This is a genomic window from Streptomyces sp. NPDC046881, from assembly GCF_040645015.1.
In the GTDB taxonomy this organism is placed as follows: Bacteria; Actinomycetota; Actinomycetes; order Streptomycetales; family Streptomycetaceae; genus Streptomyces.
Genome location: NZ_JBEYXJ010000008.1, coordinates 14,347 through 26,715, shown reverse-complemented (window position 1 = coordinate 26,715; position 12,369 = coordinate 14,347). Strand labels below are relative to the sequence as shown.

Annotated in this window: 22 protein-coding genes; 4 read left to right on the top strand and 18 right to left on the bottom strand. The window is 66.5% G+C overall.

Annotated elements, in window-relative coordinates; translation table 11 throughout:
- Positions 1 to 87 precede the first annotated feature (87 nt).
- The 16 genes from ABZ923_RS06440 to ABZ923_RS06365 all read right to left on the bottom strand — a co-directional run bounded on the left by ABZ923_RS06440 (position 88) and on the right by ABZ923_RS06365 (position 8,482).
- Positions 88 to 273 carry a type Z 30S ribosomal protein S14 gene (locus ABZ923_RS06440; protein WP_003948630.1) on the bottom strand — a complete coding sequence of 62 codons (186 nt, stop codon included), beginning with the start codon at positions 271 to 273 and terminating at the stop codon, positions 88 to 90.
- Between the two features lie 5 nt (positions 274 to 278).
- Positions 279 to 836 (bottom strand): 50S ribosomal protein L5, encoded by a 558-nt coding sequence (gene rplE / locus ABZ923_RS06435; RefSeq protein WP_030345436.1) that lies wholly within the window; start codon positions 834 to 836, stop codon positions 279 to 281.
- On the bottom strand, positions 836 to 1,159 hold the full coding sequence (gene rplX, locus ABZ923_RS06430) for a 50S ribosomal protein L24 (RefSeq protein WP_030345434.1): 324 nt from the start codon (positions 1,157 to 1,159) through the stop codon (positions 836 to 838). The genes rplE and rplX overlap by 1 nt, the downstream gene beginning before the upstream one ends.
- A 2-nt stretch (positions 1,160 to 1,161) precedes the next feature.
- Positions 1,162 to 1,530: a 50S ribosomal protein L14 gene (rplN, locus tag ABZ923_RS06425; RefSeq protein WP_003998823.1), complete on the bottom strand. Its 369-nt coding sequence runs from the start codon at positions 1,528 to 1,530 to the stop codon at positions 1,162 to 1,164.
- Between the two features lie 96 nt (positions 1,531 to 1,626).
- Complete coding sequence (gene rpsQ, locus ABZ923_RS06420) at positions 1,627 to 1,911, bottom strand: 30S ribosomal protein S17 (protein WP_014674375.1); 285 nt, start codon at positions 1,909 to 1,911, stop codon at positions 1,627 to 1,629.
- A complete protein-coding gene (gene rpmC / locus ABZ923_RS06415; RefSeq protein WP_003974259.1) occupies positions 1,911 to 2,135 on the bottom strand; it encodes a 50S ribosomal protein L29 in 225 nt (74 codons plus the stop codon). Before rpmC ends, rpsQ begins: the two co-directional genes overlap by 1 nt.
- Positions 2,135 to 2,554: a 50S ribosomal protein L16 gene (gene rplP, locus ABZ923_RS06410; RefSeq protein ID WP_009190136.1), complete on the bottom strand. Its 420-nt coding sequence runs from the start codon at positions 2,552 to 2,554 to the stop codon at positions 2,135 to 2,137. The genes rpmC and rplP overlap by 1 nt, the downstream gene beginning before the upstream one ends.
- 5 nt (positions 2,555 to 2,559) lie before the next feature.
- Positions 2,560 to 3,381: a 30S ribosomal protein S3 gene (gene rpsC / locus ABZ923_RS06405; protein WP_014674374.1), complete on the bottom strand. Its 822-nt coding sequence runs from the start codon at positions 3,379 to 3,381 to the stop codon at positions 2,560 to 2,562.
- The gene (gene rplV, locus ABZ923_RS06400; RefSeq protein ID WP_030601197.1) at positions 3,381 to 3,728 is read right to left on the bottom strand and encodes a 50S ribosomal protein L22; all 348 of its coding nucleotides are present in this window, start codon (positions 3,726 to 3,728) and stop codon (positions 3,381 to 3,383) included. Before rplV ends, rpsC begins: the two co-directional genes overlap by 1 nt.
- 43 nt (positions 3,729 to 3,771) lie before the next feature.
- Positions 3,772 to 4,053, bottom strand: a complete 282-nt coding sequence (gene rpsS / locus ABZ923_RS06395; protein WP_095748093.1) for a 30S ribosomal protein S19 — start codon at positions 4,051 to 4,053, stop codon at positions 3,772 to 3,774.
- A 12-nt stretch (positions 4,054 to 4,065) separates the two neighbouring features.
- Positions 4,066 to 4,902, bottom strand: coding sequence for a 50S ribosomal protein L2 (gene rplB, locus ABZ923_RS06390; protein WP_361467549.1), 837 nt, complete (start codon positions 4,900 to 4,902; stop codon positions 4,066 to 4,068).
- A gap of 38 nt (positions 4,903 to 4,940) precedes the next feature.
- A complete protein-coding gene (rplW, locus tag ABZ923_RS06385) occupies positions 4,941 to 5,360 on the bottom strand; it encodes a 50S ribosomal protein L23 (RefSeq protein WP_030345427.1) in 420 nt (139 codons plus the stop codon).
- Positions 5,360 to 6,010, bottom strand: coding sequence for a 50S ribosomal protein L4 (rplD, locus tag ABZ923_RS06380; protein WP_361467546.1), 651 nt, complete (start codon positions 6,008 to 6,010; stop codon positions 5,360 to 5,362). The genes rplW and rplD overlap by 1 nt, the downstream gene beginning before the upstream one ends.
- Positions 6,011 to 6,018: 8 nt before the next feature.
- A complete protein-coding gene (gene rplC, locus ABZ923_RS06375) occupies positions 6,019 to 6,663 on the bottom strand; it encodes a 50S ribosomal protein L3 (RefSeq protein ID WP_014674369.1) in 645 nt (214 codons plus the stop codon).
- Between the two features lie 16 nt (positions 6,664 to 6,679).
- Entirely contained in the window at positions 6,680 to 6,988 is a 309-nt protein-coding gene (gene rpsJ, locus ABZ923_RS06370) for a 30S ribosomal protein S10 (protein WP_003948644.1), read from the bottom strand.
- A gap of 432 nt (positions 6,989 to 7,420) precedes the next feature.
- Positions 7,421 to 8,482 carry a hypothetical protein gene (locus ABZ923_RS06365; RefSeq protein ID WP_361467543.1) on the bottom strand — a complete coding sequence of 354 codons (1,062 nt, stop codon included), beginning with the start codon at positions 8,480 to 8,482 and terminating at the stop codon, positions 7,421 to 7,423.
- A gap of 487 nt (positions 8,483 to 8,969) precedes the next feature.
- Here ABZ923_RS06365 and ABZ923_RS06360 point away from each other — a divergent pair, with 487 nt between their 5' ends.
- From ABZ923_RS06360 to ABZ923_RS06350, 3 genes are read left to right on the top strand one after another with little or no spacing between them, the layout of a single operon-like run.
- Entirely contained in the window at positions 8,970 to 9,374 is a 405-nt protein-coding gene (locus tag ABZ923_RS06360) for a hypothetical protein (protein ID WP_361467541.1), read from the top strand.
- Positions 9,371 to 9,901: a sigma-70 family RNA polymerase sigma factor gene (locus ABZ923_RS06355; RefSeq protein ID WP_361467537.1), complete on the top strand. Its 531-nt coding sequence runs from the start codon at positions 9,371 to 9,373 to the stop codon at positions 9,899 to 9,901. The genes ABZ923_RS06360 and ABZ923_RS06355 overlap by 4 nt, the downstream gene beginning before the upstream one ends.
- On the top strand, positions 9,898 to 10,476 hold the full coding sequence (locus ABZ923_RS06350) for a hypothetical protein (RefSeq protein ID WP_361467534.1): 579 nt from the start codon (positions 9,898 to 9,900) through the stop codon (positions 10,474 to 10,476). Before ABZ923_RS06355 ends, ABZ923_RS06350 begins: the two co-directional genes overlap by 4 nt.
- Positions 10,477 to 10,665: 189 nt before the next feature.
- On the opposite strand, the gene ABZ923_RS06345 is transcribed toward ABZ923_RS06350, so the two are convergent.
- Together ABZ923_RS06345 and ABZ923_RS06340 are read right to left on the bottom strand one after the other, a co-directional pair.
- Positions 10,666 to 10,917, bottom strand: a complete 252-nt coding sequence (locus tag ABZ923_RS06345) for a DUF397 domain-containing protein (RefSeq protein ID WP_361467532.1) — start codon at positions 10,915 to 10,917, stop codon at positions 10,666 to 10,668.
- Positions 10,914 to 11,759: a helix-turn-helix transcriptional regulator gene (locus tag ABZ923_RS06340; RefSeq protein ID WP_361467529.1), complete on the bottom strand. Its 846-nt coding sequence runs from the start codon at positions 11,757 to 11,759 to the stop codon at positions 10,914 to 10,916. Before ABZ923_RS06340 ends, ABZ923_RS06345 begins: the two co-directional genes overlap by 4 nt.
- A gap of 139 nt (positions 11,760 to 11,898) precedes the next feature.
- On the opposite strand from ABZ923_RS06340, the gene ABZ923_RS06335 reads away from it, so the two are divergent.
- Complete coding sequence (locus tag ABZ923_RS06335) at positions 11,899 to 12,354, top strand: ATP-binding protein (RefSeq protein WP_361467527.1); 456 nt, start codon at positions 11,899 to 11,901, stop codon at positions 12,352 to 12,354.
- Positions 12,355 to 12,369 lie beyond the last annotated feature (15 nt).

Below are 12,369 nucleotides of genomic sequence, written 5' to 3'. Positions count from 1 at the left end.
AACCCTCCTAGCCTAAGCCATGAGGGCGGGAGCCTCTGCCGTCCCGGTTGCTTACCGAGAGGTCCAGGAATCCCTAAAAAACGGGGATTACCAGGAGCTCTTGGTCACGCCCGGCAGCTCGCCACGGTGAGCCATCTCACGAAGGCACACGCGGCAGAGGCCGAACTTGCGGTAAACGGAGTGCGGACGACCGCAGCGCTGGCAGCGGGTGTAGCCACGCACACCGAACTTGGGCTTGCGAGCAGCCTTCGCGATGAGAGCCTTCTTCGCCATCTCGCTCACGCCTCCTTGAACGGGAAGCCGAGGTGACGGAGAAGGGCACGGCCCTCTTCGTCGTTGGTCGCCGTGGTCACCACGGTGATGTCCATACCCCGGACGCGGTCGATCTTGTCCTGGTCGATCTCGTGGAACATGACCTGCTCCGTGAGACCGAAGGTGTAGTTGCCACGGCCGTCGAACTGCTTGGGGGACAGGCCGCGGAAGTCGCGGATGCGCGGGAGCGCGAGCGACAGGGTGCGGTCCAGGAACTCCCACATGCGGTCGCCACGGAGCGTGACGTGGGCACCGATCGGCTGGCCCTCACGCAGCTTGAACTGCGCGATGGACTTGCGGGCCTTGGTGACGGCCGGCTTCTGACCGGTGATGGTGGTCAGGTCGCGGATCGCGCCCTCGATCAGCTTCGAGTCACGGGCGGCGTCGCCGACACCCATGTTGACCACGATCTTGACGAGGCCGGGAACCTGCATGACGTTCTCGTACTTGAACTCGTCACGCAGCTTGCCCGCGATCTCCTCGCGGTACTTCTGCTTCAGACGCGGAGTGGTGGTGGTAGCCATCAGATGTCCTCACCCGTCCGCTTGGCAACGCGGATCTTGTTGCCCTCTTCGTCGAAGCGGTAGCCGACACGCGTGACGACCTTCTGACCGTCCTTCTCCACGACCAGCTGAACGTTGGACACGTGGATGGGGGCCTCGGTCGTCACGATGCCGCCGGCCTGGGAACCGCTGGCGGTCGGGCCGGCCTTGGTGTGCTTCTTGACCCGGTTGACACCCTCGACCAGGACACGGTCCTCGCGGGGGTAGGCCGCGATGACCTTGCCCTGCTTGCCCTTGTCCTTACCGGTGATGACCTGGACCAGGTCGCCCTTCTTGATCTTCATGCTTACAGCACCTCCGGCGCGAGCGAGATGATCTTCATGAACTTCTTCTCGCGCAGCTCACGGCCGACCGGGCCGAAGATGCGGGTGCCGCGAGGGTCGCCGTCGTTCTTCAGAATGACGGCGGCGTTCTCGTCGAAGCGGATGTACGAGCCGTCCGGACGGCGGCGCTCCTTGACGGTGCGAACGATGACCGCCTTGACGACGTCACCCTTCTTCACGTTGCCACCGGGGATCGCGTCCTTGACGGTGGCGACGATGACGTCACCGATGCCCGCGTAGCGGCGACCGGAGCCACCGAGCACACGGATGCAAAGGATCTCCTTCGCACCAGTGTTGTCGGCGACACGCAGTCGCGACTCCTGCTGGATCACGTCTATCTCCTGATCGTCTGCCGGTTCCCCGGGGGCCGCCTCTCAGCGGCCCCCGGAGCCTGGCGGAACTGACCTGCGGGGTTTGCCCCGCAGGAATTACTTGGCCTTCTCGAGGATCTCGACGACGCGCCAGCGCTTCGTCGCGGACAGCGGCCGGGTCTCCATGAGGAGGACGCGGTCGCCGACGCCCGCAGCGTTCTGCTCGTCGTGGGCCTTGAGCTTGTTCGTACGGCGGATGACCTTGCCGTACAGCGCGTGCTTCACACGGTCCTCGACGGCGACGACGACGGTCTTGTCCATCTTGTCGCTGACGACCAGACCCTCACGGGTCTTGCGGAAGCCTCGGGCTTCGGTGTTCTCAGTCACGTTGCTCTCGCTCATCAGGCGCTCTCCACCGTCTCGATGCCCAGCTCGCGCTCACGCATCAGGGTGTAGATCCGCGCGATGTCCTTGCGGACGGCCTTCAGCCGACCGTGGTTCTCGAGCTGACCCGTCGCCGCCTGGAAGCGGAGGTTGAACAGCTCTTCCTTGGCCTCGCGGAGCTTCGCCAGAAGCTCCTCGTTGCCCAGCTCGCGCAGCTCGGACGCCTTGGTACCGGCCGACATCACGCTTCACCTGCCTCGCGCTTGACGATCCGGCACTTCATCGGCAGCTTGTGGGCCGCACGCGTGAGCGCCTCACGGGCGATCTTCTCGTTGGGGTACGACAGCTCGAACATGACGCGTCCGGGCTTGACGTTGGCGATCCACCACTCCGGAGAACCCTTACCGGAACCCATGCGGGTCTCGGCCGGCTTCTTGGTGAGGGGACGGTCCGGGTAGATGTTGATCCAGACCTTGCCGCCACGCTTGATGTGGCGGGTCATCGCGATACGAGCCGCCTCGATCTGGCGGTTCGTCACGTAGGCCGGGGTCAGCGCCTGGATGCCGTACTCGCCGAACGCAACCTGCGTTCCACCCTTGGACATACCGTTGCGCTTCGGGTGGTGCTGCTTGCGGTGCTTGACCCTACGGGGGATCAGCATGACGGTCAGGCCTCCGTTCCGGTGCTCTCAGCCGGAGCGGCGGCGGGGGCCTCGGCCTTGGGGGCCTCGGCACCGGCAGCCTGCTGCGGCTTGCGACCGCGCCGCTCGCCACCGCGGCCACCACGGGCCGGGCGGTCGGCGCCACCGCGGGCCGGGCGGTTACCCGCACGGGCGGCAGCGTTCTCGGCGCGGACCTCGGCGATGTTCTTGACGTCGCCCTTGTAGATCCAGACCTTCACACCGATGCGGCCGAAGGTCGTCTTGGCCTCGAAGAAGCCGTAGTCCACGTTCGCACGGAGCGTGTGCAGGGGCACGCGGCCCTCGCGGTAGAACTCCGAGCGGGACATCTCGGCGCCGCCGAGGCGGCCACCGCACTGGATCTTGATGCCCTTGGCGCCGGCCTTCATGGCGGACTGCATGCTCTTGCGCATGGCCCGACGGAAGGAGACGCGGGAGGAGAGCTGCTCGGCGACGGCCTGGGCCACGAGCTGAGCGTCGGTCTCGGGGTTCTTGACCTCGAGGATGTTCAGCTGGACCTGCTTGCCCGTGAGCTTCTCGAGGTCACCGCGGATGCGGTCGGCCTCGGCGCCACGGCGGCCGATGACGATGCCCGGACGAGCGGTGTGGATGTCCACACGCACGCGGTCACGGGTGCGCTCGATCTCGACCTTGGAGATGCCGGCGCGCTCCATGCCGGACGTCATCATCCGACGGATGGCGACGTCTTCCTTGACGTAGTCCTTGTACAGCTTGTCGGCGTACCAACGCGACTTAAAGTCGGTCGTAACACCGAGCCGGAACCCGTGCGGGTTTACCTTCTGGCCCATTACCGGGTTCCTTCCTTGCTGCTGACGACCACGGTGATGTGGCTGGTCCGCTTGCGGATCCGGTAGGCACGGCCCTGGGCACGCGGACGGAACCGCTTCAGGGTCGGGCCCTCGTCGACGTAGGCCTCGGAAACGAAGAGGCTGTCGACATCGGTGTGGTCGTAGTTGTGCGCGGCGTTGGCGATGGCGCTGTCCAGCACCTTGCCCACCGGCACCGAGGCGGCCTGCGGAGCGAATCGCAGGACGGCCTGGGCCTCCGTGGCGTTCATGCCACGGATGAGGTCCACCACGCGGCGGGCCTTCATGGGCGTGACGCGGATGTACCGCGCCTGGGCCCTGGCTTCCATGGTTGTCCCTTCAGTTACTTACGTGTCTGAATGCGATCCGCTGCTAGCGGCGCTTCGACTTCCGGTCTTCCTTGACGTGGCCCCGGAAGGTGCGCGTCGGCGAGAACTCGCCGAGCTTGTGGCCGACCATCGACTCGGTGACGAACACCGGGATGTGGGTCTTGCCGTTGTGCACCGCGATCGTGTGACCGAGCATGGCCGGGACGATCATCGAGCGACGGGACCAGGTCTTGATGACGTTCTTAGAGCCCGCTTCGTTCTGGGCGTCCACCTTCTTGATCAGGTGGTCGTCGACGAAGGGTCCCTTCTTCAAGCTACGAGGCATCTCAACCCGTCCTTAGCGCTTCTTGTTCGTCTTGCGGCGGCGGACGATGTACTTGTTCGACGCCTTCTTGGGCGAACGAGTACGGCCTTCCTTCTTGCCCCACGGGGACACAGGGTGGCGACCACCGGAGGTCCGGCCCTCACCACCACCGTGCGGGTGGTCAACCGGGTTCATGACCACACCACGGACGGTCGGGCGAACGCCCAGCCACCGCTTGCGGCCCGCCTTGCCCCAGTTGATGTTGCTCTGCTCGGCGTTGCCGACCTCGCCGACGGTGGCGCGGCAGCGCACGTCGACCAGGCGGATCTCACCGGACGGCATGCGCAGGTGGGCGTAGGCGCCCTCCTTCGCGAGCAGCTGCACGGAGGCACCGGCGGAGCGGGCGAACTTGGCACCGCCACCGGGACGGAGCTCGATCGCGTGGATCGTGGTACCGACCGGGATGTTGCGGAGGGCCAGGTTGTTGCCCGGCTTGATGTCGGCCCCGGGACCGTTCTCGACGCGGTCACCCTGCTGCAGGTTGCGCGGGGCGAGGATGTAGCGCTTCTCGCCGTCGGCGTAGTGCAGCAGCGCGATGCGCGCGGTGCGGTTGGGGTCGTACTCGATGTGCGCGACCTTCGCCGGCACGCCGTCCTTGTCGTGACGACGGAAGTCGATCACTCGGTAGGCGCGCTTGTGTCCGCCACCCTGGTGGCGAACGGTCACACGACCGGCGTTGTTACGGCCGCCCTTGCTGTGCAGCGGGCGGACCAGCGACTTCTCCGGCGTGGACCGCGTGACCTCGACGAAGTCGGCGACGCTGGAACCACGACGGCCCGGCGTAGTCGGCTTGTACTTGCGGATTCCCATTTCTCAGTCCTCGTCCGATATCGGACGATCCGACCCGCTTACGCGGTCGGACCGCCGAAGATGTCGATACGGTCGCCCTCGGCGAGGGTCACGATCGCGCGCTTGGTCGCGGCACGCTGGCCGAAACCGGTGCGGGTCCGCTTGCGCTTGCCCTGGCGGTTGATCGTGTTGACCCCGGTGACCTTGACGTCGAAGACCGCCTGGACGGCCTGCTTGATCTGGGTCTTGTTGGCGTTCGGGTCGACGATGAACGTGTACTTGTTCTCGTCGAGGAGCGCGTAGCTCTTCTCGGAGACGACCGGCTTCAGCAGGACGTCACGGGGGTCCGTGTACGACTTGCTGAGCGGGGTCTCGACGGTGTTCTTGCCCTCGGTGGCGTGGCGGCGTGCCTTGGCGACGCGCGCGGCCTTGGCGGCCTTGGCGGCCTTCGAGGCGATAGCGGGGTGACGGATGGCCATCAGACCTCGCTCCCTTCGGTGTCGTTGGCCTTCGGGCCGGCGACGAAGGACTCGAAAGCGGCCTGGGTGAAGACCACGTCGTCCGAGACGAGAACGTCGTACGTGTTCAGCTGGCCCGGCTCCAGGATGTGGACCTGGGGCAGGTTGCGGGCGGACAGCCACGCGGCCTCGTCGGAGCGCTCGACGACCAGGAGCAGGTTCTTGCGCTCCGAGATCTTGCCGAACAGGCTCTTGGCGGCCTTCGTGGAGATGTCACCCTCGACCACGCCGGAGACGACGTGGATGCGGTTGTGACGCGCCCGGTCGGTGAGGGCACCGCGCAGGGCGGCGGCCTTCATCTTCTTCGGGGTCCGCTGCGAGTAGTCACGCGGCACGGGACCGTGCACGACGCCACCACCGGCGAACTGCGGCGCGCGGGTCGAACCCTGACGGGCGCGACCGGTGCCCTTCTGGCGGTACGGCTTCTTGCCACCACCACGGACTTCACCGCGGGTCTTGGTCTTGTGCGTGCCCTGACGGGCAGCGGCCAGCTGCGCGACGACGACCTGGTGGATCAGCGGAACGCTGACCTTGGCGTCGAAGATCTCCGCGGGGAGCTCGACGGAACCGGCCTTCTCGCCAGCCGGCGAAAGGATGTCAACAGTGCTCATCGGTTACCTCAGGCCCCCTTGGCCGCGGTGCGGACCAGGACGAGGCCGCCGTTCGGACCGGGAACCGCGCCCTTGATGAGCAGCAGACCCTTCTCCGCGTCAACGGCGTGGACGGTCAGGTTCTGGGTGGTGACCCGCTCGTTGCCCATGCGACCCGCCATGCGGAGGCCCTTGAACACGCGGCCCGGGGTGGCGCAGCCACCGATGGAGCCGGGGGAGCGGTGCTTGCGCTGGGTGCCGTGTCCGGCGCCGAGGCCACGGAAGTTGTGGCGCTTCATGACACCGGCGAAGCCCTTGCCCTTGCTCTTGCCGGTGACGTCGACCTTCACGCCGGCCTCGAACACCTCGGCGGTGATCTCCTGGCCGAGGGTGTACTCGCTGGCGTCAGCGGTACGGATCTCGACGAGGTGACGGCGCGGGGTGACGTCGGCCTTGGCGAAGTGGCCCTTGAGGGGCTTGTTCACCTTGCGCGGGTCGATCTCGCCGAAGGCGATCTGGACCGACTCGTAGCCGTCGACGTCGTTCGTACGGACCTGGGTCACGACGTTGGGGCCGGCCTTGACGACGGTGACCGGAACAACACGGTTGTTCTCGTCCCACACCTGCGTCATGCCGAGCTTCTCGCCCAGGATGCCCTTGATCTGCTTAGCCATTCTCAGCCCACCAGCCTCAGAGCTTGATCTCGATGTCGACACCGGCCGGGAGGTCGAGTCGCATCAGAGAGTCAACGGTCTTGGGGGTCGGGTCGAGGATGTCGATCAGGCGCTTGTGCGTGCGCATCTCGAAGTGCTCGCGCGAGTCCTTGTACTTGTGCGGCGACTTGATGACGCAGTACACGTTCTTCTCAGTGGGCAGCGGCACCGGGCCCGCGACCGACGCACCAGTGCGGGTCACCGTCTCGACGATCTTCTTCGCCGAGGAGTCGATGACCTCGTGGTCGTAGGCCTTGAGCCGGATGCGGATCTTCTGTCCCGCCATGGCTACTCAGTAGTCCTGTCTCTTCTTACGCTCTGGAACCCGGCGGATTCCGTCTGCTGCCTTCGTTCGTCCGACCCACGCGGTCGGGCGTGTCGCGCTCCCGCTGACACAGATGTCCCTTGTTCGAACATCCCTGCGGGAATGCACACGGCCCTTCCGGAACCGCAGGCCGGGGGCGGAAGGCCCACCGGGTGCCTGGCCGGTGCCGCGCCCACGCTTCCCGAAAGATTCCCGTACGTCCGCCCCAGCGCTGCCTTACGGCAGTTAGGGCGACGAGTACTGTGGGACTCGCTTCCGGTCCTCCCGGCGGGAGGCGCGCAGCATCAACACTCGACCGAGCAACTCCGACAGTCTGCCATATGGGGCAGGTCCTCCGCCAATCGAGCCGAAGAGATTACCCCGAAGGTGACGTAGGTCAAACAGGGGTCGCGGTCACGTCGGATCCGTGATCCGTACGTCTCCGCAGCCGCGCTGTTCCGCCTCGTGCCCGGCGAAGGCCTTCAGTGCGGACCGGGCGAACGCGGCGGAGTAGTGCGCGACCGGCTCGCTGCGGGTGTCCGGGTCGTAGAGACGGTAGACCACGAAGACCGCCTCGTGGCCGGCCCGGGGGCAGGGCGCGGTCGCCACCACGGAGTCGTGGTCGGGTCCGCCGAAGCCGGTCGACTCGAAGTCCTCGGCGGCGACGCCGTAGTACGCGTACAGCCCGTAACCGGGCTTCTTCCCGCCGGTCACCAGGTAGCAGTTGGTCTGCGGGGCGTCCGGGTCCGCGGGGTACTCCATGATCCCGGATGTGCCGCTCCCCGCCATCGAGGTGTCACGCAGTGCGACGCAGGACCCCTGCGCCCGCGCGAGCGGCTTCGCCGTGCCGGGCTTGCCGAGGCGGGCCGTGGACACCCGGGTCAGCGGCTTGCCGGCCTTCGCCTCGCAGCCGTACTTCCCGGCCGCCTTCCGGGCGGTCTCGGTGGTCACCCGGCCGAGCCCGGTGACCGCGGTCCCGCCGGAGGCGCCGTAGAGGTCACCGTAGGCGACCAGCTCCTTGTTCTTCTGGTTCGCGCAGTGGAGCGTGACCATGATCTGCCAGGTGCCGTCGTAGCGGACGACACCGGACCAGCCGTTCCCGAGCGGTGCCGCCTGTGCCCGCACCCCGCTGTAGCCCGAGTGGTACCAGACCAGGCTGCCCGAGGGGGCTCCGTCGGTGCTCCAGCGCAGGGTGATCCGCACGGCGCGTCCGGACCCGGGGGACGTCTTGACGAAGCACCCGGCGAGGACACCGGCGTCGCCCTGCTCGGCCTTCAGGTCCGAGGAGCCCAGCGCCGAGGCCAGTCCGCCCTGGGCCAGCGTGCCGTCGCAGGCCTTGTCCAGCGAACGGCCGTCCCGCCAGGAGTCGTACACCCCGGAGCCGTACAGCACGGCCGCCACGAGCCCCAGAACCAGCACGGCCACGCCCGCGTACCAGCCGGCGTGGATGCGTCGGGGACCGAACTTCTCCTGCATCGCGCCCCTTTCCCTCGGGTGGCCGTTCCGTGCCGTGTCAGCGGTCCGCACGCAGCGTGCTCAGCCGTACGGTCACGGCCGTGCTCGCAGTCGTTCCGGCCCGGCGCGCCATCGGTGGGCCGAGCCACAACCTTGGCAGCCTTCACGGTGAGTGCGCCCCGAGATCGAGACCGGGCGACGAGAAATCACCGTCGGAACGGCCAAGTGCCGTCACTGGGCTCCGGCGAAGACCCGGTCATCCGCACCATCGTCGAACTCCTCATGGACACCGGACGGCGCCCCGGCGAGATCCGCACTCTGGCCTGGGACTGCCTCGAACGCGACAACAACGGCATACCCGTGCCGTCCAGCTGCCGCCGCCCCCGGCCCGTCGCCCCGCAGGACAGCGCCACGCGGAAAATCTCGAAGTCGCCCCCAACCGATCTGCTCGGCGAGCCCTTTACACCTTCGAAGCAGGACAGCAGGCGACGAGAGGAACCCCCCTCCGATGGAACTGTGGACCATGGCCACCGGCTTCTTCCGCCGAGGCGGAGGCGGCTTCTGGGCCTACATGACCGAGCGGAACAAGAACCGCACGGCCGTCGAGTTGGAGCAGGAGCGCAACGCGGCCACCGCGAACGTCATCCCGCTGCTGCCCCCGGGCACGGACTTCATGGAGTCCGAGGACGGCGGCCGGACCCGAGTGATCCGCACGGCCCCGCAGCCGCCGAGCGTCGACAGCCGCGAGGCCGTGGACACGACGGACACGGTTCCCTCGCCGCTTCAGGCCGATGAACCGGACGTTCCTCCGTCCGCTCGGCTCGCTCTCGGTCGGGCCAATGACGGCCCGACCCCGACCATCGCGCCGCAGGGGCGACAGGAGGAACTCCCGGTGGGTGACCTGCCCAGGTGAACGAGAAAGACAAAGAGCTCTACGACAACGAGATCATCGATCTCTACCGCGAACACAGTGGGGTGATGCTCGGGTGGCTCATCCGCAGTAAGATCCCGCGCCCCGTCGCTGAAGAGATCGTCAACGATGTCTTCGTTGCCGTCCGTCGCAGATGGCCCCACATCCGCGAGGGACGCCCGGTGAGCTACGCCTACAAAATCGCCAAGAACGAGTGCGCAACGTGGTGGAGCAAGAACAAGAAAGAAGAAAGCAACCGCCACTTTGGTGACATCGACGCGATCACCGATCACGACAAAATCAATGAGATCATCACCCACATCACACTCGCGAACGCGATCAAGGATCTATCACCCCGCGAACAGCAAGTAATCCGACTACGTTTCTTCAAACGGTTGAGCGTAAGAGAAACCGCCGAAGCCATGGGAGTTTCGGAAGGGTCGGTCAAAAGCTATACGTCCACAGCAATTAACAAGTTGCGGGGAAAAGTGGATCCCGGCTACAACGACAGCGGGGAGGAGGAGCAGTGAACCAGGACCAGGAAGAGAAGCGCTCCGAGGAGGCGCGCGTCGATTCGTTCATGCAGGCCCTCCAGCGGATGCACGACGACCCCGCCGAAGCGGCACGCATCGACGCGATCATCGAAGACGCCGAGAACCTCGACGAGGACATGAGCAGCCACGACCGACCGCTCGTGGTTCACATCCACAACGAAGGCGGGCACAACGTCGTCGATCTGTCCCCTTCTCCGCAGCCGCACACCATCGAGGAACCGGATCCCAACAGGGCTCCTCGCAAAACCAAGCCGAGGCGCTCACACGCGTTTAGCTGGCACCTCCCTGCGGCCCTGCCTGCACTCACTCTAATGACGGCTGTCGTCATCACGTCGATGGGACGCGCCTCTTCAGTGACCTGGACAATTCTCGCTTCATCCTTCATGGGGATTGCGGGAGCGTCGATCTGGCTGACAGAGACCATCGAGTCTAAAACCCAAGGGAAACTTGCGCGGCTAACACGCGCTATCGCAGAACCGGAATTCCCTGCGCAGAGCGAGGCAGACTCCACCGAATTGAACGAAGCATCGGAAACACCCAGACTGGGATGACCGTTTGAGGGTGCAGTTACTCAACTGCACCCTCAAACGTTTTTCCACCAGCCACTCCTGACCTTGGCATGTGATTGCACAACACCGTCGCGAGATCACTTGCCGCAGCCGCAGACTCAGCCCCGGAGAAGCGGCGTCAGCAACGCGACACCGCCTGGTGCTCCACGCAGTCGGTGTCTCAGCTGTCGCCTAGGACCGCCGGGCCAGGCCGACGAACGCCGCCCAGGCGGCCGGGGTGGCGGTGAGGCGGGGGCCTTCGGGGTGCTTGGAGTCGCGGATGTGGATGGTGGTGGGGGTGGGGGCGACCTCAACGCAGTCGTTGCCGTTGCTACTGCTGCTGTAGCTGCTCTTGAACCAGTGGAGCGCGACTTCGACGCAGTCGCCGGGTTCAGCGCTGCTGCTGTAACTGCTCTTGAACCAGTGGAGTTCGGCAGTGCTCATAGTCTCCCCAGCGCTTGCTCGATGAAGGCCTGTGACTCCCTCGGCGTGAGAGCCTGCGCCCGGATCATTCCATAGCGCAGTTCGAGGATCCGAAGATCTTTTGGGCTTGAGACCGGGCGGCCGTTGAACGCGCCGTCGGAGCGTCCGATCGCCGTGCCGTCGGCGAACTTCAGCACCTCGACCAGGCCTGACGCCCCGGCGTTCTCTTCTCGGTCGGTAGGCATGACCTGAAGCGTTACGTTCCGCAACTGCGCTACCCCCAGGAGGAGTTCCAGCTGTCGGCGCAGCACCATCTTCCCACCGTAGGGACGTTCGAGCGTCACCTGTTCCTGGACGAAACTGAGCGTCGGCGCGGGTTCACGCTCGAAGACAGCCTTACGAGCCATGCGTGCCGCGGTTTCCCGCTCCACGACGTCTTCACTGAGCGCGGGCTGCCTCATCTCGAACAGCGCTCGCGCGTACTCCGGCGTCTGCAGCAGGCCATGGATGTTGTGGGTGCCGTAGAGCAGCATCTCCACCGCCCGCCCCTCCATCTCCGCCAGCTCCCGCACCTTCTTCGGATAGCGGGCCTTCTTCATGTCCTCCGTGAAGGCCCTCAGATGGCCCTGCGCCTTCAGGAACGTGTCCGCCCTGTCCAGCAGCTCCGGTCGAGGAATCCGCGCCCCGCGCTCGATCTTGCGGATCATGTCCTCGCCGTACCCCATGGCCTCGGCCAGCTCCGGCACCGAGACCCCGGCCGCCTCCCGGCAGACCTTGAGCAGGCGCCCCACCGCCTGGACCACCGGCTCGATCTCGTCGCCGGGCTCGACGTCCCAGCCGGCCTCGTCCACTCCCTCACCCATCGCTCCTCCTCCGGCGCGCACTCCGTACCCGTACAACGCCCGGGACAGCCGAGACAGCCGAGACAAAGCCGGGACAGTCACCGTACGTACAGGCGCGGTCACTCCCTTCACGGAAGCAGAATCCGCCACGCTCAGTGACATGAATCAAGAAATGGCTGCCCCTGAAAACCAACTCGGCGGCACCATCCCCCACTTCAGCGTCCGCCTGTCCCCCACGCCACGCGGTGCCCGTCTCGCCCGGCTGCTCACCGAGCAGCAACTACGCACGTGGGGGCTGCCGTTGGAGACGCCGGCGCAGATCGTCGCCGAACTCGCCGCCAACGCCGCCACCCACGGCCGCGTACCCGGCCGCGACTTCCGGCTGCTGCTCTACGTCGTCGGCGGCATCCTCCGCATCGAGGTCACCGACACGCGCGGTGACCGGCTCCCCCGGCTCACCACTCCGGCCGAGGACGGCGAATCAGGCCGCGGTCTGATGCTCGTAGCGGCGCTCGCCGACCGCTGGGGCGTCACCGAGGGGCGGCACCCGCGCAAGACCGTCTGGGCGGAGGTGGCTCTGCCCGCACTCCGGAGCGGCCCCGACTCCCCCCGGTAGGATCTCTCCCCTGTG

What these genes read in the sequence shown, in the direction of transcription:
- rplV (WP_030601197.1), bottom strand. Translation starts at nt 3,728, where the DNA reads ATGGAAGCCAGGGCCCAGGCGCGGTACATCCGCGTCACGCCCATGAAG.
- rplB (WP_361467549.1), bottom strand. Translation starts at nt 4,902, where the DNA reads ATGGGAATCCGCAAGTACAAGCCGACTACGCCGGGCCGTCGTGGTTCC.
- rpsQ (WP_014674375.1), bottom strand. Translation starts at nt 1,911, where the DNA reads ATGAGCGAGAGCAACGTGACTGAGAACACCGAAGCCCGAGGCTTCCGC.
- rplP (WP_009190136.1), bottom strand. Translation starts at nt 2,554, where the DNA reads ATGCTGATCCCCCGTAGGGTCAAGCACCGCAAGCAGCACCACCCGAAG.
- rpsC (WP_014674374.1), bottom strand. Translation starts at nt 3,381, where the DNA reads ATGGGCCAGAAGGTAAACCCGCACGGGTTCCGGCTCGGTGTTACGACC.
- rplC (WP_014674369.1), bottom strand. Translation starts at nt 6,663, where the DNA reads ATGGCTAAGCAGATCAAGGGCATCCTGGGCGAGAAGCTCGGCATGACG.
- rpsS (WP_095748093.1), bottom strand. Translation starts at nt 4,053, where the DNA reads ATGCCTCGTAGCTTGAAGAAGGGACCCTTCGTCGACGACCACCTGATC.
- rplW (WP_030345427.1), bottom strand. Translation starts at nt 5,360, where the DNA reads ATGGCCATCCGTCACCCCGCTATCGCCTCGAAGGCCGCCAAGGCCGCC.
- ABZ923_RS06360 (WP_361467541.1), top strand. Translation starts at nt 8,970, where the DNA reads ATGGAACTGTGGACCATGGCCACCGGCTTCTTCCGCCGAGGCGGAGGC.
- rplE (WP_030345436.1), bottom strand. Translation starts at nt 836, where the DNA reads ATGGCTACCACCACCACTCCGCGTCTGAAGCAGAAGTACCGCGAGGAG.
- rplX (WP_030345434.1), bottom strand. Translation starts at nt 1,159, where the DNA reads ATGAAGATCAAGAAGGGCGACCTGGTCCAGGTCATCACCGGTAAGGAC.
- rplD (WP_361467546.1), bottom strand. Translation starts at nt 6,010, where the DNA reads ATGAGCACTGTTGACATCCTTTCGCCGGCTGGCGAGAAGGCCGGTTCC.
- ABZ923_RS06345 (WP_361467532.1), bottom strand. Translation starts at nt 10,917, where the DNA reads ATGAGCACTGCCGAACTCCACTGGTTCAAGAGCAGTTACAGCAGCAGC.
- ABZ923_RS06365 (WP_361467543.1), bottom strand. Translation starts at nt 8,482, where the DNA reads ATGCAGGAGAAGTTCGGTCCCCGACGCATCCACGCCGGCTGGTACGCG.
- rpmC (WP_003974259.1), bottom strand. Translation starts at nt 2,135, where the DNA reads ATGTCGGCCGGTACCAAGGCGTCCGAGCTGCGCGAGCTGGGCAACGAG.
- rpsJ (WP_003948644.1), bottom strand. Translation starts at nt 6,988, where the DNA reads ATGGCGGGACAGAAGATCCGCATCCGGCTCAAGGCCTACGACCACGAG.
- ABZ923_RS06340 (WP_361467529.1), bottom strand. Translation starts at nt 11,759, where the DNA reads ATGGGTGAGGGAGTGGACGAGGCCGGCTGGGACGTCGAGCCCGGCGAC.
- ABZ923_RS06440 (WP_003948630.1), bottom strand. Translation starts at nt 273, where the DNA reads ATGGCGAAGAAGGCTCTCATCGCGAAGGCTGCTCGCAAGCCCAAGTTC.
- ABZ923_RS06335 (WP_361467527.1), top strand. Translation starts at nt 11,899, where the DNA reads ATGAATCAAGAAATGGCTGCCCCTGAAAACCAACTCGGCGGCACCATC.